Below are 25,087 nucleotides of genomic sequence, written 5' to 3'. Positions count from 1 at the left end.
AGTCTCTACAACAAATTTGTAGAGGCTGTTTTTTTATTTTAAGGGCATATCCGTATTGCTGGGTAAGCAGAGAATCGCCGGTAAACTTGTGAATATCGCCGCTAAAAGTACCAGAATCGCTGGTAAACCCATAAATATCGCTGCTAAACCTGCTAGAATCGCTAATAAAAACACCCACGTGAAAGGAGCAAAGCAATGAAGTACAAAGGTTGGTTATTGCCACCTAAATTACGAGATTTTCATGAAGGACGTATTTGGTTAAAGGAGCATACCCCATTTTCAAAGAAAGATATCGAGAAATCAATTAATCACAAGTATTTCAATGTAATAGAAGGGATTCAAAAAGAGCCACATCTAAAATGCAATCGTTGCCATAATGATGATCCACAGCAATTTACAACGTTTGATTGTTCAAAGTGCCAACAGCCATGTGTATATTGTAGACATTGTCTAAAAATGGGCAGAGTGAGTAGCTGTACGCAATTGATGATTTGGACAGGCCCTCGTGCCATTAGAACAAGAAAGCATTCACTCAAATGGGCAGGGCAATTTACAGTGCATCAACAGCAAGCGGCAAATGAAATGTTAGAAAGTGTTAAAGCACAACGTTCTCATCTCTTGAATGCGGTATGTGGAGCAGGAAAAACAGAACTGCTTTTTCCAACCGTACATTATGCGTTAGAGCAGGGCTTACGGGTATGTATCGCTACGCCTCGTACAGATGTAGTGCTAGAGTTATATCCACGTTTTCAAACAGTTTTCCCGCAAACAATAATCCATGCACTATATGGTGGATCACCGAAGCAGGAGGGCTATGCACAGCTTGTATTGGCTACAACTCATCAGCTATATCGTTTTGAACGAGCGTTTGACGTTATGATTGTTGATGAAGCTGATGCGTTTCCCTATACATTTGATGAAACCTTACAAAGCGCTGTGCAAAAGGCTAAATCGGAAAACGCACCAATATTGTTGGTCACAGCAACACCTTCACATAAATTACTGACTCAGTATCAAAATGAAAGCTATTCATTTATTCCAAAGCGCTATCATAACCGTCCATTACCGGTCCCTCGATTTCATTCTCTATGGAACTATGAAAAAAGCTTAAAACGGGGGAAGATCCCGCGAAAGCTAAAACGATGGACAGAGGAACGGCTTGCACGAAAAGAGCCTTTTCTATTATTTTTCTCGAAAGTAGAGTTAATGAAAATAGCTACGCCTCTTTTTCAGTTATTAGATGGAAGCATCATGGCGGTGCATGCGGAAGACCCTGATCGTAAAGAAAAAGTGCTTAAACTACGCCATGAAGAAGTTCCGGGTTTACTGACAACGACCATATTAGAAAGAGGAATTACGATAAAGAATGTACAGGTTGCAGTTATTGGGGCAGAGTCAACCATTTTCACTTCTAGTGCACTTATACAAATTGCTGGGCGAGTTGGGCGAAATGCTGATTTTTCGGATGGAGACGTCGTATTTTTTCACCATGGCATTACGATTGAAATGGATGATGCGCGTACTAAAATTCTTTATTATAATAAGAAAGGATTTTCACAATGAATAAAATTGAAACACTGTGCTTATTATGCTCACAGCCTTTGCCATCTGCAATTTCATGGGAAATACTTTTAACTAAACAATTTCAATCAACCATTTGTGATCGATGCTCGGCTCGATTTGAATATTCCTCAACAGCAACAGCACTTTACCACTATAACGATGCGATGAAAGATTATTTGCATCACTATAAATTTCTTCAGGATGTAGCACTTGCGAAAGTATTTCGGCAGGAGCTACATGCACGATTGAAGTATGAAAAAGCGACCATTATACCGATTCCAATGCATCCCACTAAACAAAGGGAGCGTACCTTTTCACATACGGAGGAGTTATTAAAGGCTGCTACTATTCCTTTTATACAACTTTTAGAAAAGACAACGGCAGAAACACAAAGCTCCAAAAATAGAGAGCAACGCATTCAAACAGCTCCCCTTTTCCGTCTGAAGACTGGAGCATATGTAGAGCATAAAGAATATCTTCTTTTTGACGATATAAAAACGACAGGAACCACTTTGCAGCATGCTACCGAGATTTTAATGAATGCGGGTGCTAGAAATGTCAAAAGCTTCACACTAATTAATGGATGAAAATGCTAATGCATTGTGTATAATAGATTACGAGTAAATAAGATTCGTTCTAGCAGTTATTGCTTTCATTCAGAAAACGATCTCCACTTATGAAAGTAGGGAGATGAATGTGGATGTGATCACTTTTCAGTGGGTTCCTAGATACCTACTGAATGAAAATAAAGCCTCCGGCGGATGTCACAGATTTTGAATTGTGCGGGCATAATTCAAAATCCGGACGCATTGTTTATCTGTAGCGAAAGCAAAGCGTCAGCTACCATTATGCCAAGGCACAATTGATTTAAGAGGAGGAAGAAAAGATGGCAGAGGTTCGTAATTGTCCGAAATGTAATGAGTTTTTTAATTATACAGGGGTCAGAGAAGTATGTCATAAGTGTGCGCAATCTGAAGAGGACTTATATCAAATCGTTTACCGTTTTTTACGTAAACGTGAAAACCGTGCTGCGACAGTAGAACGTATTGTTGAAGCAACTGGAGCTGAAGAGGAGTTATTGTACAAATGGGTACGTAAAGGTCGCTTGCAAACTGCGATGTTCCCTAATCTTGGCTATCCATGTGATAACTGTGGTCACCTAACGACAACAGGCAAGCTTTGTACAAAATGTCAGGATGAATTGAAGGCGGATTTACGTACATTTGAAGCGGCAAAGGAATTCCGTGACAGTGTGGCAGAACGTGATCGTGTAACATATCACGCAGAACGAAAACGTTAACTTCTTTCAGCGCGAGTGTCCAAATACCTGTACCTGTCGCTACGCCTTCGGTATAAAAGACATTCGCTGAAATAGAGGAACTCAGTTTAAGAACATCACGTCCTGTGGCAATTTATCTGCGCAAGCGAAGCGACAGCAGCAACGACTGAGTGACCAATGGAATCAGAAGGAGTTCAATTTAGAATGTTAGCCTAAAATCATCGTATCCATGCGATAACGGCTATCTAACCTGTATCACGCAGGCCTAAGCACGGACGCAATTATGCCGAGGCATAATTGCTAGATCCAAAGTGTGTTAATTTTAAACAAAATTAGCACACTTTTTTATATTTGAAAACTTAACATTATGTGAGACAATCCGAAATAATAGGAAGATAAGCTTTTTAGATAGGGGGGGATTAAATGAAAATTACATCTTATGGGATTAATGCAGTAAACGCCTATAAAAATCAGGTGCGCAATGTAAAATCAAGTACGAACAAAGCATCCTTCGCAGATAAAATCGAAATTTCAAAGACTGCACAGGAGATGCAAGGAGTTTCAACATACAGCACAGAGCGTGCAGAACGCGTACAACAACTAAAAAAAGATATCGCTTCTGGTGAATACAAAGTAGACGCTCGCAAAGTTGCAGAAGATATGCTGAAATATTATCGTTTCTAAGGAATATCAGAAAGGGTGCTTAGCAAAATGTCTACAGAAGCGATTTATTCTACATTAACAAAGCTAGAAAGAATGCATAAAAGCTTACTTGAACTAGCCATTAAAAAAACTGAAATCATTACAGTTGGGAATATCGAAGCACTGGACCAAATGCTCAAGGATGAGCAGGCGCATGTAGCGGCCATCGATAAGCTCGAGCAACAGCGTCAGAAACAGGTAACGGACTACCTTGAAGCAAAAGGACTTGCTTCAACTGACAAAGCAACTGTCGCTGATGTCATCGAGGCTGCTGAACAACAAACTGAAAAAGATACGCTCTCAGCAGTACGCAATCGATTATTGCAAATGATCAACGACTTAAAAAACCAAAATGATTTAAATCAAAAATTAGTGTTCCAATCACTACAATTTGTCAACTTTACATTGGACGCTTTACAACCTCGTCCTGAGCAAATCAACTATTCTGGCAATGAGGTTCGTGGCACAAATACAGTGGCAAAAAAATCATATTTCGATTCTCAAGCATAGTTTTTAAGCAATCAATTGCTGAAAAACGGTTATTAAGGGAGGAAAAAGAATGCGCTCAACATTTATGGGCTTAGAAGCTAGTAAACGTGGTTTATTTACACAACAAACAGCTTTATACACAACAGGACATAATATTTCCAATGCAAATACATTAGGTTACACTCGCCAACGAGCAAATATGCAAGCAACTCCTGGTTTTCCAAGTCCAGGCTTAAATCAACCTGTCTATCCAGGACATCTTGGAACAGGGGTAGAAGTAAGCTCGATTCAACGCATCCGCGATCAATTTACCGATCGACAATATCGCCAGGAAACGAATAAGTTAGGTTATTGGGATTCAACAGCAAAATCGATTTCGCAGATGGAAGATATCATGTCAGAGCCTTCAGAGTTCGGTATTAACCAATCATTCACAGACTTTTGGAAGTCTATGGAAGATGTTATTGACAATCCAAAAGATACAGCTGCACGTCAGGTATTAATTTCAAAAGGAATCGCAATTGCTGAATCCTTTAAATATATGGATAGACAGCTAAAACAGATCCAAGGTAATATCGGGAATGAAATTAATGTATCGACGGATAAAGTGAATTCAATTCTTAAACAAATTGCAGCTCTTAATAAACAAATTCAAGAAGTTGAGCCGAGTGGTTATGTGCCAAATGATTTATATGATGCACGTGATGTATTGGTAGATCAGTTAAATGAATATATTCCTGTAACGGTTTCATTGCAAAAATCAGGTGGTTTAGCAAAAGATGTTGCTGAAGGTTCAATGACGATTACATATGTATCAGCAGACGGTACTCCAATTAAATTAGTGGATGGTAGACAATATGCTGCACTTGCAACGATGGACACGAACGATCGGCGCATTGATGGTGATGTAGATGATCAAGCGACAGGGAGCTATGCTAACTTTAAGGAAATTAAAATTTCTGATATTGGCGAGCCACCGGGAGATCCAGCGACTGGAATCGCAATAGATTACAGTAAAATGGACCCTGGTAAAGGTACATTACGTGCATTGATTGATGCGTATGGACATAGCGGTGGACAAGGTACTTATCCAGAAATGCTTGCTAATTTAGATAAACTAGCAAATGAATTTATAACAAAATTTAATGAAGTTCATAGTAAAGGTTTTGGTTTAGATGATAGCACGGGTCAGAACTTTTTCTCTGGGACGACTGCACGGGATTTTGAGGTAGTTATTACAGATCCGAAGCAAGTAGCTGTATCCGATACGGCGGGTGAGGAAGGTAATAACGGAAACATGCGTAAGTTAGCAGCGCTGCAATCGCAGGCTCAAGATAACTTAAAGAAAGGTACATTCCAAAACTATTATAAATCATTAGTGGGAGACTTAGCGGTTAAGGGACAGGAAGCTGAACGCAGTGCATTCAACTCTGAAACAATGCATTTGGAAATTTTAAAACGTCGTAATTCAATGAACTCAGTTTCCTTAGATGAAGAGATGACTAATATGATTACATTCCAGCAAGCATACAATGCCAATGCACGTATGATTACAGTGGTAGATGAAACATTAGATAAAATCATCAACGGTATGGGAAGAGTAGGGCTATAGTAGCCACTTAACTGAGAGGAGATAAATTTATGCGCGTTACACAATCAATGATGTCGAGTAATATGCTACGGAATTTAAATACAAGCTATAGTAAAATGTCTAAATACCAAAATATGTTGGACTCAGGTAAAGTAATTACTAGACCATCCGATGATCCAGTTGTAGCAGTAAAGGGAATGGGCTATCGTATAGATCTTGATAAAAACCAACAATACCAACGTAATCTACGTGAAGCAAATACATGGCTAGATACAACAGACGAGTCGCTTGATCAAGTAGGTGAAGCATTAAAACGTGTAAAGGAGCTTATTGTACAAGCTGCTAACGATACAAATACTGCTGATGATCGTCAAAAGATCAATGCAGAAATGCAACAAATCAAGGAACAATTGCGTGATATCGCCAATACAAAAGTGGGCGAAAACTATATCTTTTCAGGCACGCATACAAACCAACCCCTTTATACGGATAAAACAGGACCACAAAACCCAGCAATTACTACTGGGGGAAATAAGCCGATTGAAATTAACGTCTTTGATGGTATCTCGATGAATATTAATACTCAGGGTGCTGATTTATTTAAGAATATTGATGGGTTTATGACGCACGTAACAACACTTTTAGAAAGTGGTGCAACAGGTCCGGAGATTGGCAATGCACTCGGTTTAGAAGTCACAAATGGTGCTAATAAAATTCCAGGTTTAGATGGTATTTATGAAAATACATTGGCTGTAAGAGCAGATGTCGGAGCTCGTCAAAATCGTGTAGAGATGATGGAAAATCGACTAAGTCTTCAAGAAGTAAATGTAACAAAACAACTATCTGCCAATGAAGACACGGACTATGCGAAGACCATTACAGATATGGTTACACAGGAATCCATTCACCAAGCCGCTCTATCGGTAGGAGCAAAAATCATTCAGCAAACCCTAGTAGACTTTATCCGATAAAATCTACCAGGGTTCTGCCCTGAAAGCGAAGCGACAGGGGCAAATGCGAAGTGAAAGGTTCTGCCCCGAAAGCGAATAGTTCAGGGGCAAACTTTATAATGAATAATAGAGCGTTTGGACAATATGTTCAGACGCTTTTCTTGAAAGGAGAATAGTAAATGCGACTTCCACAAATTCAAATTCAAACAACCGATGCAAAAATAGAACTTGAAATTAGCAAGCCTCAACAGCATATTGAACAGCCCAGAGCTACCCAATTTATTGAACAACCAGCTGCTATCCTGGAAATTCATACAACTAAAGGTGTTTTACAAATCGATTCTTCTCAAGCAAGACGAGATATAGGAATGATTAGTCCTTTGGAATCAAGTGCAAACTATGCGGAAGAGGGTAAACAAGGGGCACTTGACGGGATGGCGCGTAGAGCAAGTGAGGGACGTCAATTAATGGAGAATGCAGGTAAAGGACAAGGGCGTGCGACAATTCAAAATATCGCAAAACAAAATCATGGTCCTCACCGTGTGCCATTCAACATTAAATTTGTGCCTTCTGTGGGCTCTGTTAAAATCGACTATACACCAGGTACTACAGACATCAATATTGAGAAAAGAGATCCAATAATTGACGCAAAGGTGAACAAACCTATTCACGACTACACACCTGGTAAAGTAACTAGTACAATGGTACAAAGACCAGATATCAACATTGACGTCAACATCTAAAGGAGCGCATAAAAGAATGAAAATAGCTACTAAATTTTTAGGTCAAATCGAAATTGAGGAACAGGACATCTTAACGTTCGAACATGGTTTACTTGGATTAGAGAATGAAAAAAAATTCGTATTATTACCTATAGATGCAGATCTTCCTTTAGCGATACTACAATCTGTTGAAAATGTGGAAATTGGTTTTGTAGTTGCCTATCCGTTCGCCTTCAAAAAAGATTACAGCTTTGATATATGTGAAGATGACCGTAACCAGCTACAAATTGAGAAAGAAGAGAACGTACTTACATACTCTATAGTAACAATGAAGGAAACATTCCAAGAATCAACGATTAATTTGCTAGCACCTATAATCGTTAACATGGATAAAAAATGTGGTAAGCAAATAGTCCTGCAAGATAATAAATCCTATCCACTACGCTACCCAATGCAAACATTGGAAGGAAGTGCAAAATAATGCTAGTACTTTCTCGAAAAAAAGATGAATCTATCATGATAGGCGATCAAATTGAAATTAAAATATTAGCTGTCGAAGGCGAGCAAATTAAAATCGGCATTGTTGCGCCAAAAACAGTTAAAGTACATCGGTCCGAAGTTTTTGAAGCTATTCAAGCGCAAAATAGAGAAGCTTTAGCAGCATCCTCAAGCTTCTTGGAACAGCTAACGAAAAAATAAAGACTACGTTTTTTAGTGATAATTTTAAATTAGTAATCTATTACATAAAAAAATAAAAAAAACTTTCGAAAAACTATTAAACATTTCCAACTAAATACGATATATAAATTGTAAGGGGCAGGAAGTACATACATACTACCTAATCCGAACATTCTACACGGATGTGGAATGACAAAAACAAACATTCAAGGAGGAATTCCAAATGAGAATTCAACACAACATTTCAGCTTTAAACACACACCGTAACCTTGCTTTCAACAACACTCAAGCTTCTAAAAACCTTGAGAAATTATCTTCAGGTTACAAAATCAACCGTGCTGGCGATGACGCTGCTGGTTTAGCAATCTCTGAAAAAATGCGCGGACAAATCCGTGGTCTTGACATGGCTACTAAAAACGCTCAAGACTCAATCTCTTTAATCCAAACTGCTGAGGGTGCTCTTAACGAAACTCACTCAATTCTACAACGTATGCGTGAATTATCAGTACAATCTGCAAATGATACTAACACACAAGAAGATCGTGATAAATTACAAGCAGAAGTAGATCAATTAGCAAAAGAAATTAACCGTATTTCTAATACTACAGAATTCAACACAAAGAGTCTGTTAAACGGTGACTTAGAGACTGATGGAGCAAAATTCCACATCGGTGCTAACTCTGGTCAAAACATGACACTTAATATTGGAAAAAATGATGCTCAAGAATTAAAAGTTGGTACTACGAATGATGAAACAACTGAGGGTATTAAAATTAATTCTCAAGAAAATGCAGATAAAGCAATTAAAATAATTGACAATGCAATTAACACTGTATCTAAAACTCGTTCAAACTTAGGTGCTGTACAAAACCGTTTAGAGCACACAATCAATAACTTAGGTGCATCTTCAGAAAACTTAACAGCTGCTGAGTCTCGTATCCGTGATACAGATATGGCTAAAGAGATGATGGGCTTCACTAAAAACAACATCTTAATGCAAGCTGCTCAATCTATGTTAGCTCAAGCTAACCAACAGCCTCAAGGCGTTCTTCAATTATTACAATAATTTTGAAGCTGTGTTTAAAACCTTTAGCCATTTTTTGGCTAAAGGTTTTTTTATTAATTACTTACACAATTAATAAAAATGACCGATATTATAATGAGTGATAAGTATGAATAATAAAGGTTAATGGTTATTTTGTACATAGGAGCAAGAGCAAATCGGTTAGTCCAAAAATAAAATTCCTCATCATGCACATTGTATTTGGCTATGGATGAAGCTATCTAGTAGATGCTCTATTAAAGAGGTTTCAATTTGATGAGAAGCTTATAGTAATTGCCCACTACTAGACAATGGAAGTATAGAAGTAAGAGAAACGCATGAAAAAATAGTTGTATTTAATAGTACTGTTATTGAAGATTTGATATTCGTCTGAGGAATTTTACAAAAGGGATTCGAATAACCTTTCAAGTATTTTGTTAATCGAATTATGATAAAATATCCCCAAATATGTTTAAATTAATTTTTTAAAAGGTAGCAAAAATAAATATAGCTATATGATATTTTAGTGAAAGAAATAACAAGAACTTTTAGGTCAACTGCCAGTTGAGTTGATTGTTGCGTCTATTACAATGGAAGTTATGCTGGCTGCTTGCAAAAGAAAACGAAACGGCTGAAGATATGTATAAGCGATTAAACAAAAGATCTTTATAATGAACTAAATAAAGCGATAAAGAAAATAAGAAGCTATTGACAAACATAAAAGTGAGGGATAAGCATGACAGAAGAAGTAATAGAAGTAATTATAAGTTACAATGATTATTTATCAAAAGTACCTTCGGGAAGTGTTCAAATTGCAAATTATTTGCGAGAGGATAATGTTCAAAATGCCATACAAATGGTTTTAGATTTTTCTGAAGGTATTGCGTGGCTAGTGCATGCTACGGAATTACTAGAAAAGAATGGTGTAAACGTAAAGTTTGAGGCGGAAAAAATTCATGAATTTTTAAATGAAGTGAATTCAGGATTAGAAATGCAAGATTATGTGTTAGTTGCAGATATGTTTGAGTATGAAATTGCAACATTCTTTACAGAAGTACAACCAATAGTCGGGATAATATAATGATGGATTGGTCGTTGACAAGTTAACATAGTGAACCTTTTACCATGACAGAACCTTGTAGGTGCAAAAACAATAGCTGTATGACTAGCAAGTAAATCATAAGATTTGCTTTAGAATGCTTTTTGTAGACGTAAAAGTGATTTAATTGCTTTAAAGAAGATTTCGGTAACCCAACGCATCCCATAGATTCGGATGATTTCTTGTTCTGGGAGTGTATAACCGGTACTGAGAATTGCCAGATATTTAGATATATGAAACAAGAATGAGTTAAAATTATTTTTTTATAAAATACCAATACTACCTCTTTGTGGGGTATTTATAACTTAATGGTTATTATTGTTTAGGGAATTATAAATAGATAGCGATAAACTTAGCGTCACATCTTATTAGATGTGACGTAATTTTGTTATAAAATTTTAGTTTCTCGAGTGTTGGCCGATATATAATAGAAAGTGAGTATGTTCTTAAAATACATAAAAGCTGAATTGAGGTATTTAATATAGAATGGAGACAGTTAAAAATAAAACGGTACTTGTCACAGGAGGAACGGGATCTTTCGGGAAGAAGTTTATTCGAAAGATTTTAAACTTAGGTGTAAAAAAGGTGATTGTTTTTAGTCGTGATGAGCTGAAACAATATGAAATGAAACAGGAGTTTATTGATTCACGTTTGCGTTTTTTTATTGGTGATGTTCGTGATAAGGAGCGTTTACATCGTGCATTCGATGGTGTCGATATCGTCATTCATGCGGCAGCGATGAAGCATGTGGATGCATGTGAATATAATCCGTTTGAGGCAGTCAAAACGAATATTAATGGTGCACAAAATATTATTGAAGCAGCAATTGACTGTGGTGTGGAAAAAGTGATTGCACTCTCAACAGATAAGGCGTGTTCACCGGTAAATCTTTACGGAGCAACAAAACTGGCTTCTGATAAGCTTTTTGTGGCAGCTAATGCCTATGTAGGTGAAAAGAAAACAAGTTTTTCTGTTGTGCGTTACGGTAATGTAGTGGGGAGTCGAGGAAGTGTTGTGCCATTCTTTAAAAAGATAAAAGAAACGGGTACATTGCCTGTTACAGATGAACGGATGACACGATTTTGGATAACATTAGAACAAGGCGTGCAATTTGTACTTGATAATTTAGAACGTATGCATGGAGGTGAAATTTTTGTACCAAAAATTCCAAGTATGAGAGTTGTAGATTTAGCTAAAGCCATTGCTCCAGAGTGTAACATTGAGTTTGTTGGCATTCGTCCAGGTGAAAAGTTGCATGAAGCGATGATTATGGAGGATGATGCACGGCATACGCTTGAGTTTGATGATTATTATATTATTCAACCGGAATTTTCATGGTGGTCAAAAAAATATGCCGAAGGTGGGAAAATATTGCTGGATGGGTTTTCCTATACAAGTGACAATAACGTAGAGTGGCTTACGATCGAGCAATTACACAATTTAGTGGAGGATATGTAGATGATTGCGGTAATAGGTGGAGCAGGTTATATTGGTTCACACACGACAAAATATTTAATACAACAGGGAAAAGAAGTAGTTGTGTTCGATAATTTGAGCACAGGTCATCGAGAGTTTGTGCCAAATCATATCCCGTTCATAGAAGGAGATTTAGCGAATAAACAGGACTTAGTGAGATTGTTTACAGGTTATCCACAAATTCATACAGTGATTCATTTTGCTGCATTTGCCTACGTTGGAGAGTCAGTAGAACAACCTTCAAAATATTATCAAAATAATGTTATAAATACGATTAAGTTGCTTGATACAATGCTGGCTTATAATGTGAAAAAAATAGTTTTCTCTTCAACTTGTGCAACATATGGGAACCCGATAGAGTGGCCAATTACAGAAAATCATCCACAACACCCTATTAATCCTTATGGTCGTACAAAATTAATGATAGAACAAATTATGGAGGACTATTCTTTAGCTTATGGGCTGAAATTTGCTGCATTACGTTATTTTAATGCAGCGGGAGCAGCTGTGGAATGTGACATAGGAGAATGGCATGAGCCTGAATCCCATTTAATCCCACTCGTTCTAAATGTTGCGTTGGGTAAACAGGATGCTATTTCAGTATTTGGATCAGATTTCGAAACACCTGATGGGACTTGTGTCCGTGATTATATTCATGTTACCGATTTAGCGGATGCGCATAGTCGAGCTGTTGAATATTTAGGCAAGCATGAAATTAATTTGAAGCTGAATTTAGGGAATGGTGAAGGTTATTCTGTTCTCAAAATTGTTCAAGAAGTTGAGCGGATTACTGGACAAACTATACACTATATATATTCAGAGAGACGTGTGGGTGATCCTGCAAAACTAGTAGGTTCATCCGAAAGAGCAAAGCAAATATTAGGATGGCAGCCGCAATACAATCTGCAACAAATAATTGAAACGGCATGGCATTGGCATCAAAAGAAGTTTGGAGGACCACAATGAAACGAATTCTAGTAACAGGCGGAGCAGGCTTTTTAGGTTCCCACTTAATTGATCGATTAGTGGAACAAGGACATGAAGTAGTTTGTATCGATAATCTGCAAACAGGTTCACTCGAAAATATAACGCATTTACAAGGGAAAATCACTTTTCTTCAGCATGATATTTCTGAAAGTTTGCCAGAGCTAGGAAACTTCGATGAAATTTATAACTTGGCATGCCCTGCAAGTCCTGTGCATTATCAGGTAAATCCCGTGCATACATTCAAAACGAGTGTACTTGGTGCATTACATTTGCTTGAACTTGCACGAAAAACAGGAGCGAAGATTTTTCAAGCGTCCACTTCAGAGGTATATGGGGACCCTTTAGTACATCCACAACCGGAGCGTTACTGGGGTCATGTTAATCCAATCGGCATACGTAGCTGTTATGACGAAGGTAAACGTGGTGCCGAAACATTGTTCTTTGATTATGCAAGAATGTATGATGTAGAAATTAAAGTTGTACGTATTTTTAATACATATGGGCCAAGAATGGATGCTAAAGACGGACGTGTTGTGAGTAATTTTATTGTCCAGTCCTTATTGAAGAAACCTTTAACTATATATGGTGATGGTAAACAGACACGCTCTTTCTGCTATGTAGATGATTTGATAGAAGGTTTTTTACGATTAATGGCTACAACCAAAGAAGTTACAGGTCCTATAAACCTTGGCAATCCGAATGAATTTACAATGCTTGAACTAGCAGAAAAAGTTGTGAAATGGACAGGAAATGATACACCATTACAATTTGAAAAGCTTCCACAAGATGACCCTAAACAACGACGACCAGTTATTTCTGAAGCACAAAGTATCCTAGACTGGGAACCAAAAGTCATGTTAGATGAGGGACTTCAGAAAACAATCGCTTATTTTGCAAGTAAAGTGTAGGAGAGATGAATGATGCAAAGAGTACGTAAGGCAGTTATCCCAGCAGCTGGCTTGGGAACAAGGTTTTTGCCCGCAACAAAAGCACAACCGAAGGAAATGCTACCAATTGTGGACAAGCCTACGATTCAATATATTGTAGAGGAAGCAGTGGCATCCGGTATTGAAGATATTATTATTATTAGCGGACGCAACAAACGTTCGATTGAAGACCATTTCGATACGAATTATGAATTAGAACATACATTAGAAATGAAAGGGAAGCTTGATGATTTAAAAGAAATCGAAGCCATTTCAAATCTAGCGAATATACATTATATACGCCAAAAAGAAGCGAAGGGTCTTGGAGACGCAATTTATTGCGCACATCGTTTTATAGGAGATGAGCCATTTGCGGTCTTACTAGGAGATATTATTTTACAAGCATCTACACCTGCGTTAAAACAATTAATCGATATATACGACCATGAAAAGGTTTCTGTCATTGGAGTCCAACAAGTATCGATGGAGAGTGTCCATAAATATGGTGTGATTGATCCAGCAACAGAGGTTCAAAATGGCAAGGCATTCGACGTAAAAGGATTTATTGAAAAGCCAACGAAAGAGACTGCACCATCAAACTACGCTATTATGGGACGTTATGTCTTAACACCTTCGATTTTTGAAAAATTGGAAGCAACCAAACCTGGTGCAGGTGGAGAAATCCAGTTAACAGATGCGATTCAATCGTTAAACCAAGTAGAGCGAGTAGTTGCACAAGATGTTGAAGGACAATTATATGATATTGGTAGTAAAATCGGTTTTGTCCAAGCGACGATAGACTTTGCCTTACAACGTAATGATTTAAAAGATGATATTCAAGCTTACATCAATATGAAAGCGGGGATAACAAAGTGAATATAGGCATTATTGGCACGGGATATGTAGGCTTAGTAACTGGCGCTGTTTTATCAGAAATCGGGCATGTTGTTACTTGTTTAGATATTAACGAAGAAAAGATCGATACACTAAAAAAAGGGCAATCACCAATTTATGAACCTGGATTAGATGAAATACTAGTACGTAATATTGAAGCAAATCGTTTATTCTTTACAACAAGTACTCAAGAGGCATTTGCGCATGCAGATATTATCTTTATAGCTGTTGGTACACCACAAGGTGAAGACGGTGCAGCGGATCTGTCTTATATCCAACAAGCAGCTAAAGATATTGCAATCAATGTAGATCATAATGTGATTGTGGTTGTGAAAAGTACAGTTCCTGTAGGTACGAACGATATAGTTGAAGAAATTATTCATGCTAATATGACCGACGATTTCCAAATACATGTAGTTTCTAATCCAGAGTTTTTGCGCGAGGGACATGCGATTAACGATACATTTCACGGAGATAGGATCGTGATTGGAGCAGAGAATGCATTTGCTAGAGATAAGGTGGAAAGTATATTCAAACCACTAAATATACCAATTATGCATACGAATCGTCGCAGTGCGGAAATGATTAAATATGCATCAAATGCTTTTTTAGCAGTGAAAATTAGCTATATTAATCAAATTTCTAATTTATGTTATGCATTAGGTGCAGATGTGAATGCAGTAGCAGATGGCATGGGTATGGATCATCGAATAGGACGTGCTTTTTTGAATGCTGGATTGGGCTATGGTGGATCATGTTTTCCAAAAGATACTGAAGCGTTGGCATACTTGGCTCGAGAAAATGATGTGAAATTAAGTATTGTAGAATCCGCTATATACGCAAATGATGAGCAACGACATATCTTTGCTCAAAAAGTAATTAATCACTTTAAGGGCAAGATTCTAGGGAAGAAAATTGCGATATTAGGATTAGCATTCAAGCCAAATACAGACGATATGCGTGAAGCACCATCTATCATGATTATTAAAGAATTAGTTGCAAGAGGTGCTGTAATTTCAGTATATGATCCAGTTGTCAAGAAAACGTCTTTTTTAGATGACATAGAAGTATCTTATGCTACTACTAAAGAAGAATGTGTTTCGGGATCAGATGCAATCTTGCTAGTTACTGAATGGAAAGAATTTATCGAGGCAAATTGGACTGAGTTAATGACGTTTTCTAACAATGGAGTTGTCTTTGATGGAAGAAATATACTTAAGTTTTAATGCTTAATGGAGGTGGATGGAGTGAGCAAAATTCAAGTTGAAATTCTGGATAGTAAGATAGGAGTACCTGCATTACGGATGGAGGTAGATGATAAGAAGCTGATGCTCCATAGTAAATATAATCCGATCCAAGAAGCGGAACGCTTTATTGATTCTTTGAAGGAAAGAATTGAAGACTCGGAGCATATTTTGTTCTATGGTGTGGGTCTCGGTTATCATATTAGCTATTTTTGTGAGCTTTACCCTGAGAAACTAGCGTCAGCATACGAGCCAATTACTGAAATTGCTAACTTGTGTTTGAAACTGAAATCTAAAACCGCATTCCCGAAAGAAAAATTAGCACATTTTTTAATAGAAGATACTGAGAATTCATTACAAGCAAATATACAGCGATTAAGAGAACTAGTACATCAAAAGTTTATAATTATTACTTTACCTGTATATGAAAGGCTGTTCTCTGTGAAAACTGAAAACTTTAGTCAGTCCTTCCGAGACTTTTTATTAATGGTAGGTAATGATATTGTAACTACTGCTGAATTTTCGAGACGATGGACTGTTAACGCATTGATGAATCTGCCTCATACATTAAAAGATCCTAACTTTTTGCTACATCAAAAGCACTTTTTTAAGGGGAAGCCAGCAATAATTGTAAGTGCGGGGCCTTCTTTGGATGAGGAATTAGAAAACTTACGATATATAAAGGAGAATGGTTTAGCCTATATTTTTGCAGTCGGATCATCCAATAAAACGCTTTTAAAACATAATATTTATCCTGATGCTGTTGTTACATATGATCCACAACAACATAATTATAAACTATTCGAAGAAATTTATAGTCGTGGCATTAATTCTATACCTATGATTTATGGTACTACTGTTGGTTATGAGACATTGGATTATTATACAGGTCCAAAAATGTATTTTGTGACATCTCAGGACAAAATCACACAACAATTTCATCAAGATAAGCTTCCTATCATATATGATGCTCCATCTGTTGCACTAATAGCAATGCAGCTATTAAACGCACTTGAAGTTAGTGAGATTATTTTAGTTGGACAGAACTTCGCCTTTAAGAAAGATAAGTTTTATGCAGATGGAATTACTCGCTATGACGAAGACAAACGTGCAATTTCGGATAATAGCATTCAGGAGAAGGATGTTGCAATTTCCTTGGAAACAGAGGATGTCCATGGAGGCAAAGTTAAAACGAGCTCACATTTCCTTCAGATGAAAGTAGATATGGAATTATATTTACAATATGTTAATATGCCAGTTATTAATACAACAAGTGGTGGAGCTGCTATTATTGGTACCGAATATCAACCGTTGAAACAGCTAATAGAAAAGAAATTAGTAACCTCAATTGTAAATGATGATTGGCTAGATAAATCGACATCTAAAAGTCTAACAAAAGTAAATAAGGTGTTTATGAATGAGTTTCAAAGAGAATTTGACTCTTTTGTTCAACATGACAAATTACTGAAAGTATACCTAATTGAATTTAATGAAAAGCTTCATGGGTTAAAACCAAATCAAATTCAAAAGAAACTTGAGCATTTGGATGAACTTTTTAATCAATATTTTCAAAATGTATTCTTTCAAACATCTATTATACAAATAGCAAAGCGTTCAATTGAAAAATTAAAGGCAGAAACACAACTTGTATATGCAATGAGTACATCAAGAGAAAAGGCAGAAAAAGTTATTAAAATGCATATGGCATTCCTAGAAAAATGTCGATTAATATATAGTGATATCGCTCCAATCATTAGCAATTGGACTATTCCTAAGGTATCTGAAATGGTAAAGTCTAAAAGTTTCATAGCTACATCAGGGGTATTTCATTACGAAGGAGAGTGGCAAAGAAAAATACCAATATCTAGGGAAGAAATGCCAGAAGGCTTAACAGAGGAAGAGTTAGAAATTTGGTACAAAGAAAAAGATATAAAAGATGCAATTGAACTACCAATTTCATTTGTAGAAACATTTAGAAAAGGTTCATTAATTCAGTTTCGTTTTATGGGGAATAAACTTTCCATATATGGAAGTAACCATTCAAAAGTTGTCTTAGATTTAAAAGTGATTATAGATAATAAAATCACTAATTTATCTATCAATTCTATTGAGAATGTAATAGATGATTTATATATTCGTAAAGAGATTAAGACATTTACTAATTTAAATGATGAAATTCATAATGTAACAATTGAAGTTTTATCGGAAAGTCCGAATTTTACTTTTCATGGAATCGAAATCAACAAGTCAGGACGATCTTTTCATATTCATGAAGTGGAAAGAATAGAAGACTTAACAGTAGGAAAACGCATTCGTTGTCATTATGAAGCTTTCAAAAATAATGTTGGGCATTTTTCAGGATGGGGTAAAGAAGAAAGCCCATTCCTTGAAATTATTCCTAGGGCTAATCCTTATGGGGACTTCTATTTTATATGCGTTGAAGATGGAAAATTAATTGCAGATAGAAATGTTCAAAATGAAATTTCCTGGTTGACCCTAGAAACTAATGATATTGCAACAATATCTGGATATCAAGACAAAAAGTTAGGGATTATAGTAACGTTACCTACTGGTGGTAAATTCAGGGATGATCAAGAGAATGATTGGTTTAAATATATTAAGAATAGTTTTAAAAATAATTTAGGAATCACTAACAGTGATTTTTATTGGAATTGTGTAAGTGACTTCACTTCTTGGTGTTTAGATGAATCCACTGAGTATAAAGGAAAAGTGGTGATTAGAGGGAGATATAGGAATTTAAATAAGTGGAAAGGTAAAGACGGGCATTATTGGGGGGTAAGTGATAGTAAGGCTAATGAATATACTACAAATAGTTTTAGACCAATAGTATTATACTAATTTAAGTCTAGAGTAAGTAAAAATGGAGATGAATGTATGGGGAAATACAACATTGAAACACATAATGAACAATACTGGGAGCAATATTACGGAAAAGAAATGATAAGTGAAGAATCTAGCTTTTGCGGATTTATTAAAGGGAAAATAGATTCATCTTCATTTATTGTAGATGTTGGCTGCGGATCGGGTAGAGATACTACTTCATTCTATGAAAGTGGTTATAAGGTTATTGGAATGGATAAATCTCAGCAAGCTATTCAAAAGAACGAGGCAAAAGGCAAAAAAGGCAACATAAAATTTATGTGTACTGACATTAGTCAAAAATATAATTTTAAAAATATTTTGAAATCGGTGAAAGATGAAAATTCTAATGTCCCAATAACTATTTATAGTCGTTTCTTTCTTCATTCAATTACACTTGAAAATCAAAATAACTTTTTAGAAGTTATTGCTGAAACATTATGCAATAATGATTTATTATGTCTGGAATTTAGAACTATTGAAGATAGTGAGATAAGTAAAGTTTACAACAATCATTATCGAAGATACATTGATATGGACAAATTATTGCTAGAATTAGAGGAAAAGTATAATTTCGAAATATATTATAGTTTTAAAGGAAGAAACCTTTCGATATTTAAAGGTGAAAACCCGTATTTAGGAAGAATTATTTGTGGAAGGAAAGAGGATGTATAATTTGGAGAATATTATAATATTCGGTGCTGGAAATACAGGAAAAGAGTTTTTTCGATTATTTTCTAAACATAGAGAACATTATAATGTTCTAGCATTTGCTGATAATGATGTTGAAAAATTTGGTAAGGAGCTTCATGGAATTAAGATCATTGATCCCGCTGACATAAATCAATATCAATATGATGTAATAATTATAGGAAGTAATGATAAAACTACCAAAGAATCAATTTATGATCAATTAACTTTAAAATATAATATAAGTAAAAATAAAGTTTCATATAGCCCTAAAGGATTTCATAAAAAGGTATTTAGGCCCTTTATGGATAAGAAAACTTATAAGTTTGCTTCAGATATTTTAAAAATACTAATTAATTATTTTAATAATAATAATTTAATATATTACTTAGAGTTTGGAACTTTATTGGGGATAGTTAGAGATAATAAAATACTTGAATGGGATGATGATATTGACATCTCTATTCGAAGTAGTGATTTTTTAGAGATAAACAACAAATTGGATTTCTTACTTATGAAATTGAAAAAGGATTTCGATGATATTGGAATTCAACAAGAGAAAAAGATAAGATATTCTAGCCCTGATAAACCCATTCAAATTGATTTGAAATTTAGTAGTATTTTAGGGGGAATTAATGAATTTGATATAAACATCTCATTACTCTACTTCGTTGATGGTTACGGGATACAAGTTTTAAATAAAATGCCTGAAAGAATGTATTTTACTAATGAAAACATTGAATGGGAAGGGTTAAAAGTTAGAGTACCTAAGCACTATGAAGAATATTTAGAAATTACATACGGTAACTGGAAAGTTCCTAAAAAAAGTACTTCTTACGATGATTATGTAGTTTATTTTGAGGACTACAATAAAAACAACTGAATTTTTGTAAACAGGAGGATAAAATGAATAAAATAAATGTATTAACTTCGATTAATAAAGAATATATTCCTCACATGGGGGCAATGTTTACATCAATTTTAGAAAACAGCAGTAATATAGAGAATATTTGTTTAGGAGTTATTCACAGTGAATTAGTGGATAATGATAAAAAAGAAATTGATAATTTCTTCAAAGAGAAATACGGAGTTTCAATTAATTATTATAAAGTTGATGAAAATGAGTTTTCAGAGTTACCTATTATTGCTGAACATTTAAAGATTGAGACTTACTTTAGATTAGCTATTCCGAAAGTCGTTTCAGAAGATATAAATAAAGTGATATATTTGGATAGTGACATGATAATAAGAAATGATATTTTTGATTTATGGAAAATAGATATTGAAAATTATATTGTAGGCGCAGTAATTAATCCTTTAAACAACTCAAATATGTATTTATACAAAGGTCTCGGACTGAGTGATTCCTCAGATTATTTCAATGCAGGTGTATTATTGATAAACTTAAAAGAATGGCGAAGAAGAGAGTTCAATATAGAGATTAATAATTTTATTGAAAAAAAACAAGAGTCAATAATATATGCTGACCAAGATGCTTTAAATGGAGCAATTAATGGAAATTGGAAGCGAATTGATGAAAGATGGAATATGACGAATAATTTATTAGACATAGATCTAGAGTTTCAATATCAACTAAGTAGAACATTAAAGGAAATAACAGAAAACCCATATATAGTTCATTTTACAGGTAGAAGTAAGCCTTGGCATTTATTTTGCTGGCATCCATTTAAAGAAGAATATAAGAAATATGCTAATCTAACACCTTGGAGTAGAAATCAACTTGAAACCCACAATAACAAAAAGTTGAAAGAAATAATAGTTTTTGGCACTGGGAAAGCAGGAGAGAAATTATCTAAGTATTTAGCTATTCAGGGTTATGAAATTAGTTATTATCTTGATAATGACGTAAGCAAAAAAGACTGTGAATTTATGGGTAAATCAGTATATTTACCAAACTATATAGCAAATAATTTTTCTAATGAACGAATGTTAATTATAGTCGCAAGCCAGTACTATGACGAGATTAGTAAGCAATTAAACAAAATGGGCTTAGAAGAAAATAACGATTATTATTCAATTAATAACCTAGAACTCATTATGTAGAAACTTTTAAATATTCAAATATAATTTATTGGAGGATATACATTGTGAAAATGTTAAATATCGGTTGTGGCAGTACGTTTCATGAAGATTGGGTAAACGTAGATATATATTCTACGAGCGAGCATGTAATAGAAATGGATATTAGAAAAGGGATAGCTTTTGAAGATAGTTCATTTGATGTTGTGTATAGTTCACATGTTTTAGAGCATATGTCTAAAAATGCTGCTGAAGAATTAGTTAAAGAAATGATGAGGGTTTTAAAACCAGGAGGAATTCTACGTTTAGTTGTACCAGATTTAGAAGCAATAATTACTAATTATACGAAGTTTAAAGGACAACTAGAAAATTCCCAAGATTCACTAACTGAGGCTAATTATGATTGGACAATGATCGAATTATATGACCAAGTTTTACGAACTAAACCAGGTGGGATGATGATTCCTTTTTTACTTAACCCTGAATTACCTAATAAAGACTTCATTATCCAAAGATTTGGATGGGAAGCTGAAAGAATATTAAAACCCATTTCAGATGTACTAAAACAAATAAATAACTTAAAAGAAACTAAAGAAGATTTATTAATTTTTGGGGCAGGCTCATTTGGTATTAAAGTAGATGCTATTTTTAGAAACAATGCTATTAGTTGCTCTGCTTTTATAGATAATGATGAATCAAAGTGGGGACAAAAGTTAAATGGAAAACCAATCTGTTCTTTGGAAAGAATTAATGAGAAAAGTTTAATAATTGTATGTTCAAGTTGGTGGAAGGAAGTCTCTATTCAATTAACTAATAAAGGTATGATAGAAGGGGAAGATTTTATTATATTTGATAAAACAATTAGTTTGAGTCCAAGTGAGGTAAATAGTAATTCTAGCTTAAAAGAAGACAAACTCATAAAAGTTTATCAATATATTAATAAAGAACTAGGAGAGGAGTACGAAGCTATTTTTAAAGAAGCGGTATTTAGAAATTCTGGAGAAATACATAAATGGATGTATGATGCTTTTTCATTATCAAGATTGATGCAAAAGTCAGGTATTTCGGTTAGCAAGGTTTGTATGGCAAATGAGAGTAATATTCCTAACTTTGAAGAATACAATCTGGATATATTGGATGGGAAAGTAAGGAAACCAGATTCGTTATTTATGGAAGGTTATAAATGTAATTAATGAATTTTTAACTATTATTAATAAGTATTTATATAATTGGATCTACGTCAAGATTATAGACACACTCAAGTTAATTTTTTGTGTGTTGCGCAACGTCCATTTTTGGAGTGTTCCACATCCCGAGTAGCCCGTCAAAGTGAAAAGAGCCTTTGACCGCCTACTCGGGATGTAGTGCGGAAAATGCATGGATGTTGCGCCCGAAAAATGTGGTGGGGTAGATTTCTTTGTACCCCTTGTTTACACTGCTGCTCGGCACATTTTCTCATACGCATCGAGTGTAAAATAACCAATGCTACCGTGGATCCGCTTGCGATTGTACCAGCCTTCGATGTACTTAAATAAGGCGAGAAAATAGTAGTGGGAAGTAGTTAATATCTTTAAAAAGAGGTCTGTCCGATGAAAGAAAAAATAAGTATTATTATCGCAAGTGATCCTGGGTATTTATGTCATGCTACTATAACGATAATATCTATTTTGCAAAACACAAAATCGAATAATATTATTTTTTATTTTTTAGATGAAGGAATAGGAAGAGAAAACAGAGAGTATTTACATACAGAAGTTAATAATTTAAAAGGGAATATTGAATTTATTGCTATTGATAAAGAAATATTTTCAAACTTTCATGTAAGTGGCCATATTAAACAGTCTACATATTATCGATTAATAGCTCCAAACCTTTTACCAGCAGATATAGAAAAGGCAATTTATGTAGATAGTGATGTCATAGTAAACGAAGATATAGCTAATTTATTCTATATTGATATAGAAAATTTTATTATAGCAGCGGTTGAAGAATCGGAGCAAGATTCTGAAAGAATTAAGAAACTAGGGATTGAAAATTCTTGTTATTTTAATGCTGGTATAATATTAATGGATCTTATTAAGTGGAGAAATGCTGATATAACCAAAAAAACTTTTCAATATATTGTTGAAAATCCTGATAAGTTAATCTATTGGGATCAGGATGCATTGAATGCCATTTTTGGTGGAGAGTGGTATCAATTAGAGGCTAAATGGAATGTACAAACGAATTTTTTCGAGTTGGAAAAGTACAAAGAGGTATGTTTAAATCCAGCAATTGTTCATTTCACTACAGATGTAAAGCCATGGCATATTTATTCTAATCATCCATTTAAGCAGCTTTATTTAGAATATAGAGAAAAGACTCGTTGGAGAAATGTACCTTTAATTAATAAAGAGTTGCAAAAAAAATTACAATTAGGTTCAAAGCTTATTTTATTTGGAACGGGAAGCTATGCAGAAAGAATAGTGAAAAAATTACCATTTGAAGTGGTTTATTTTATAGATAATAATCAACTTAAACATGGAACGCTATTTTTAGATAAACAGATAAATAAGCCTGATGAGATATTAAGTGAAAACAAAGATGACATTGCAATTATTATTGCTAGTATGTATACAAAAGAAATAGGGAATCAATTGAAAAAACTGGGGTTTGAAAAAGATATACACTTTTTTGAATTACATAGCTAATTGGTGTAGGAGGAATTTTTATGTTGGCTTCAGTGTTAATAAATAATTATAATTATGCTCCTTATTTGACTGAATGTATACAATCAGTTTTGGACCAAACCTACTCAGATATAGAAATAATCGTTTACGATGATGGCTCTACTGATAATTCGTTAGAAGTTTTATCGGAATTTAATGATATAAAAGTAATTTCTAATAGTAATTATGGTAAAGGTCACAATTTGAACCAAATGAATGCTGTTTATCAGGCTTTTAAGGAATCAACAGGGGAAGTTATTTTCCTATTAGATAGTGATGATTACTTTAGGAAAGATAAAGTAGAGAAAATTATAAATCTCTTTAAAGAAAATCCAAATATTGATGTAATTCAACACCCTCTAGAGGAGGTAGATGTGAATAGAATTGCAAATGGAAACATAGTACCTGTTTTAAAAAAGGTTCAAGATTATAAACAATATATTTATCAAACCGAGAGCCTTTTCCATCTTTTTTCAATGACTAGTGCTTTAATTTTTAAGCGTACTTTTTTGGAAAATGTATTACCTTTAGGGGAAGACAGCCTCTCATATATAGCAGTAGATACTAGATTAATGCAATTGTCGGCTTTAAGTGCATCTATTTTCACCCTTATGGAACCATTTGCTTATTATAGAAAACATGGTGAAAATTATTCAGGAAAACTTGGAGATGTCTCGCAACATAGAATATACACCGAGGAATTGTATAGTTTTTTTAATAAAAGTGCTTTAAAAAATGGTTTTGATTCAATAGAATACTCATATGATAAGTATTTAAAGAATACATATTTTTATCATAAACTCAGTATAGATAAATGTCTTCAATTCATTATGAGAAATCCGAAAAATGGATATTTCATTTGGGGGGCAGGAGAAGCAGGACAAAGTATATATCATGCGTTAAAAGATAAAGGATTGAATTTTCAAGGCTTTATTGACAGCGATGAACGAAAACAAAATTGTTTAGTTATGGATAAAGAAGTACTGAGCCCTGCTAGTTTATACGATAAGGGCGAAATTTATATACTAATTTCTCCTTTTCATGCCTATGAAACAATTGCTACAATTTTAAAAAATCATAACTATATTGAGAATAAGCACTTCATATACCCTTATATGGAGGATTAA

The 25,087-nt window shown here is 34.7% G+C and carries 24 protein-coding genes and 1 pseudogene; 24 read left to right on the top strand and 1 reads right to left on the bottom strand.

Annotation, left to right across the window (positions count from 1 at the left end; genetic code table 11):
* The first annotated feature begins 195 nt into the window (after positions 1-195).
* From PVA17_RS14745 to PVA17_RS14690, 12 genes are all read left to right on the top strand, one after another.
* Entirely contained in the window at positions 196-1,563 is a 1,368-nt protein-coding gene (locus PVA17_RS14745; RefSeq protein WP_274068102.1) for an ATP-dependent helicase ComFA, read from the top strand.
* Positions 1,560-2,150 carry a ComF family protein gene (locus tag PVA17_RS14740; RefSeq protein ID WP_274068101.1) on the top strand — a complete coding sequence of 197 codons (591 nt, stop codon included), beginning with the start codon at positions 1,560-1,562 and terminating at the stop codon, positions 2,148-2,150. The genes PVA17_RS14745 and PVA17_RS14740 overlap by 4 nt, the downstream gene beginning before the upstream one ends.
* A 299-nt stretch (positions 2,151-2,449) precedes the next feature.
* Complete coding sequence (locus PVA17_RS14735; protein WP_132360524.1) at positions 2,450-2,863, top strand: TIGR03826 family flagellar region protein; 414 nt, start codon at positions 2,450-2,452, stop codon at positions 2,861-2,863.
* A gap of 402 nt (positions 2,864-3,265) precedes the next feature.
* The gene (gene flgM, locus PVA17_RS14730) at positions 3,266-3,526 is read left to right on the top strand and encodes a flagellar biosynthesis anti-sigma factor FlgM (RefSeq protein WP_132360526.1); all 261 of its coding nucleotides are present in this window, start codon (positions 3,266-3,268) and stop codon (positions 3,524-3,526) included.
* A gap of 27 nt (positions 3,527-3,553) precedes the next feature.
* Positions 3,554-4,054 (top strand): flagellar protein FlgN, encoded by a 501-nt coding sequence (locus PVA17_RS14725; protein WP_132360528.1) that lies wholly within the window; start codon positions 3,554-3,556, stop codon positions 4,052-4,054.
* A gap of 49 nt (positions 4,055-4,103) precedes the next feature.
* Positions 4,104-5,645 carry a flagellar hook-associated protein FlgK gene (flgK, locus tag PVA17_RS14720; protein WP_132360530.1) on the top strand — a complete coding sequence of 514 codons (1,542 nt, stop codon included), beginning with the start codon at positions 4,104-4,106 and terminating at the stop codon, positions 5,643-5,645.
* 29 nt (positions 5,646-5,674) lie between these two features.
* Positions 5,675-6,595, top strand: a complete 921-nt coding sequence (flgL, locus tag PVA17_RS14715) for a flagellar hook-associated protein FlgL (RefSeq protein WP_274068100.1) — start codon at positions 5,675-5,677, stop codon at positions 6,593-6,595.
* Between the two features lie 158 nt (positions 6,596-6,753).
* Positions 6,754-7,317: a DUF6470 family protein gene (locus PVA17_RS14710; RefSeq protein WP_274068099.1), complete on the top strand. Its 564-nt coding sequence runs from the start codon at positions 6,754-6,756 to the stop codon at positions 7,315-7,317.
* A gap of 16 nt (positions 7,318-7,333) precedes the next feature.
* The gene (gene fliW / locus PVA17_RS14705) at positions 7,334-7,777 is read left to right on the top strand and encodes a flagellar assembly protein FliW (protein ID WP_274068098.1); all 444 of its coding nucleotides are present in this window, start codon (positions 7,334-7,336) and stop codon (positions 7,775-7,777) included.
* The gene (gene csrA / locus PVA17_RS14700) at positions 7,777-7,995 is read left to right on the top strand and encodes a carbon storage regulator CsrA (protein ID WP_274068097.1); all 219 of its coding nucleotides are present in this window, start codon (positions 7,777-7,779) and stop codon (positions 7,993-7,995) included. Before fliW ends, csrA begins: the two co-directional genes overlap by 1 nt.
* A 202-nt stretch (positions 7,996-8,197) precedes the next feature.
* Positions 8,198-9,040 carry a flagellin Hag gene (gene hag / locus PVA17_RS14695; RefSeq protein ID WP_274068096.1) on the top strand — a complete coding sequence of 281 codons (843 nt, stop codon included), beginning with the start codon at positions 8,198-8,200 and terminating at the stop codon, positions 9,038-9,040.
* 712 nt (positions 9,041-9,752) lie between these two features.
* Positions 9,753-10,097, top strand: coding sequence for a DUF8042 domain-containing protein (locus PVA17_RS14690; protein WP_274068095.1), 345 nt, complete (start codon positions 9,753-9,755; stop codon positions 10,095-10,097).
* Between the two features lie 42 nt (positions 10,098-10,139).
* On the opposite strand, the pseudogene PVA17_RS14685 reads toward PVA17_RS14690, so the two are convergent.
* A pseudogene (locus PVA17_RS14685) lies at positions 10,140-10,345 on the bottom strand (IS4 family transposase); the annotation flags it as partial.
* A gap of 256 nt (positions 10,346-10,601) precedes the next feature.
* Between PVA17_RS14685 and pseB the strand changes: the two are divergent.
* The 12 genes from pseB to PVA17_RS14625 all read left to right on the top strand — a co-directional run bounded on the left by pseB (position 10,602) and on the right by PVA17_RS14625 (position 25,087).
* On the top strand, positions 10,602-11,573 hold the full coding sequence (pseB, locus tag PVA17_RS14680) for a UDP-N-acetylglucosamine 4,6-dehydratase (inverting) (RefSeq protein ID WP_274068094.1): 972 nt from the start codon (positions 10,602-10,604) through the stop codon (positions 11,571-11,573).
* On the top strand, positions 11,574-12,557 hold the full coding sequence (galE, locus tag PVA17_RS14675) for a UDP-glucose 4-epimerase GalE (RefSeq protein WP_274068093.1): 984 nt from the start codon (positions 11,574-11,576) through the stop codon (positions 12,555-12,557).
* Positions 12,554-13,486 carry a UDP-glucuronic acid decarboxylase family protein gene (locus PVA17_RS14670; RefSeq protein ID WP_274068092.1) on the top strand — a complete coding sequence of 311 codons (933 nt, stop codon included), beginning with the start codon at positions 12,554-12,556 and terminating at the stop codon, positions 13,484-13,486. The genes galE and PVA17_RS14670 overlap by 4 nt, the downstream gene beginning before the upstream one ends.
* A gap of 12 nt (positions 13,487-13,498) precedes the next feature.
* Entirely contained in the window at positions 13,499-14,380 is an 882-nt protein-coding gene (gene galU, locus PVA17_RS14665; RefSeq protein ID WP_274068106.1) for a UTP--glucose-1-phosphate uridylyltransferase GalU, read from the top strand.
* Positions 14,377-15,624 carry a UDP-glucose dehydrogenase family protein gene (locus tag PVA17_RS14660; RefSeq protein ID WP_274068091.1) on the top strand — a complete coding sequence of 416 codons (1,248 nt, stop codon included), beginning with the start codon at positions 14,377-14,379 and terminating at the stop codon, positions 15,622-15,624. Before galU ends, PVA17_RS14660 begins: the two co-directional genes overlap by 4 nt.
* A 21-nt stretch (positions 15,625-15,645) precedes the next feature.
* On the top strand, positions 15,646-18,501 hold the full coding sequence (locus tag PVA17_RS14655; protein WP_274068090.1) for a 6-hydroxymethylpterin diphosphokinase MptE-like protein: 2,856 nt from the start codon (positions 15,646-15,648) through the stop codon (positions 18,499-18,501).
* A gap of 36 nt (positions 18,502-18,537) precedes the next feature.
* Entirely contained in the window at positions 18,538-19,197 is a 660-nt protein-coding gene (locus PVA17_RS14650; RefSeq protein WP_274068089.1) for a class I SAM-dependent methyltransferase, read from the top strand.
* Positions 19,175-20,095 carry a LicD family protein gene (locus tag PVA17_RS14645; protein ID WP_274068088.1) on the top strand — a complete coding sequence of 307 codons (921 nt, stop codon included), beginning with the start codon at positions 19,175-19,177 and terminating at the stop codon, positions 20,093-20,095. Before PVA17_RS14650 ends, PVA17_RS14645 begins: the two co-directional genes overlap by 23 nt.
* 23 nt (positions 20,096-20,118) lie before the next feature.
* Positions 20,119-21,276: a glycosyltransferase family 8 protein gene (locus tag PVA17_RS14640; RefSeq protein WP_274068087.1), complete on the top strand. Its 1,158-nt coding sequence runs from the start codon at positions 20,119-20,121 to the stop codon at positions 21,274-21,276.
* Between the two features lie 50 nt (positions 21,277-21,326).
* Positions 21,327-22,445, top strand: coding sequence for a methyltransferase domain-containing protein (locus tag PVA17_RS14635; protein WP_274068105.1), 1,119 nt, complete (start codon positions 21,327-21,329; stop codon positions 22,443-22,445).
* Between the two features lie 396 nt (positions 22,446-22,841).
* Positions 22,842-23,942 (top strand): glycosyltransferase family 8 protein, encoded by a 1,101-nt coding sequence (locus PVA17_RS14630; RefSeq protein ID WP_274068086.1) that lies wholly within the window; start codon positions 22,842-22,844, stop codon positions 23,940-23,942.
* Between the two features lie 20 nt (positions 23,943-23,962).
* Positions 23,963-25,087 (top strand): glycosyltransferase, encoded by a 1,125-nt coding sequence (locus PVA17_RS14625; RefSeq protein ID WP_274068085.1) that lies wholly within the window; start codon positions 23,963-23,965, stop codon positions 25,085-25,087.

The organism is Lysinibacillus sp. CNPSo 3705, from assembly GCF_028674935.1.
Lineage (GTDB): Bacteria > Bacillota > Bacilli > Bacillales_A > Planococcaceae > Lysinibacillus.
Note: the sequence above shows the minus strand (reverse complement) of the source record. Positions and strands in the feature narration are given on the sequence as shown.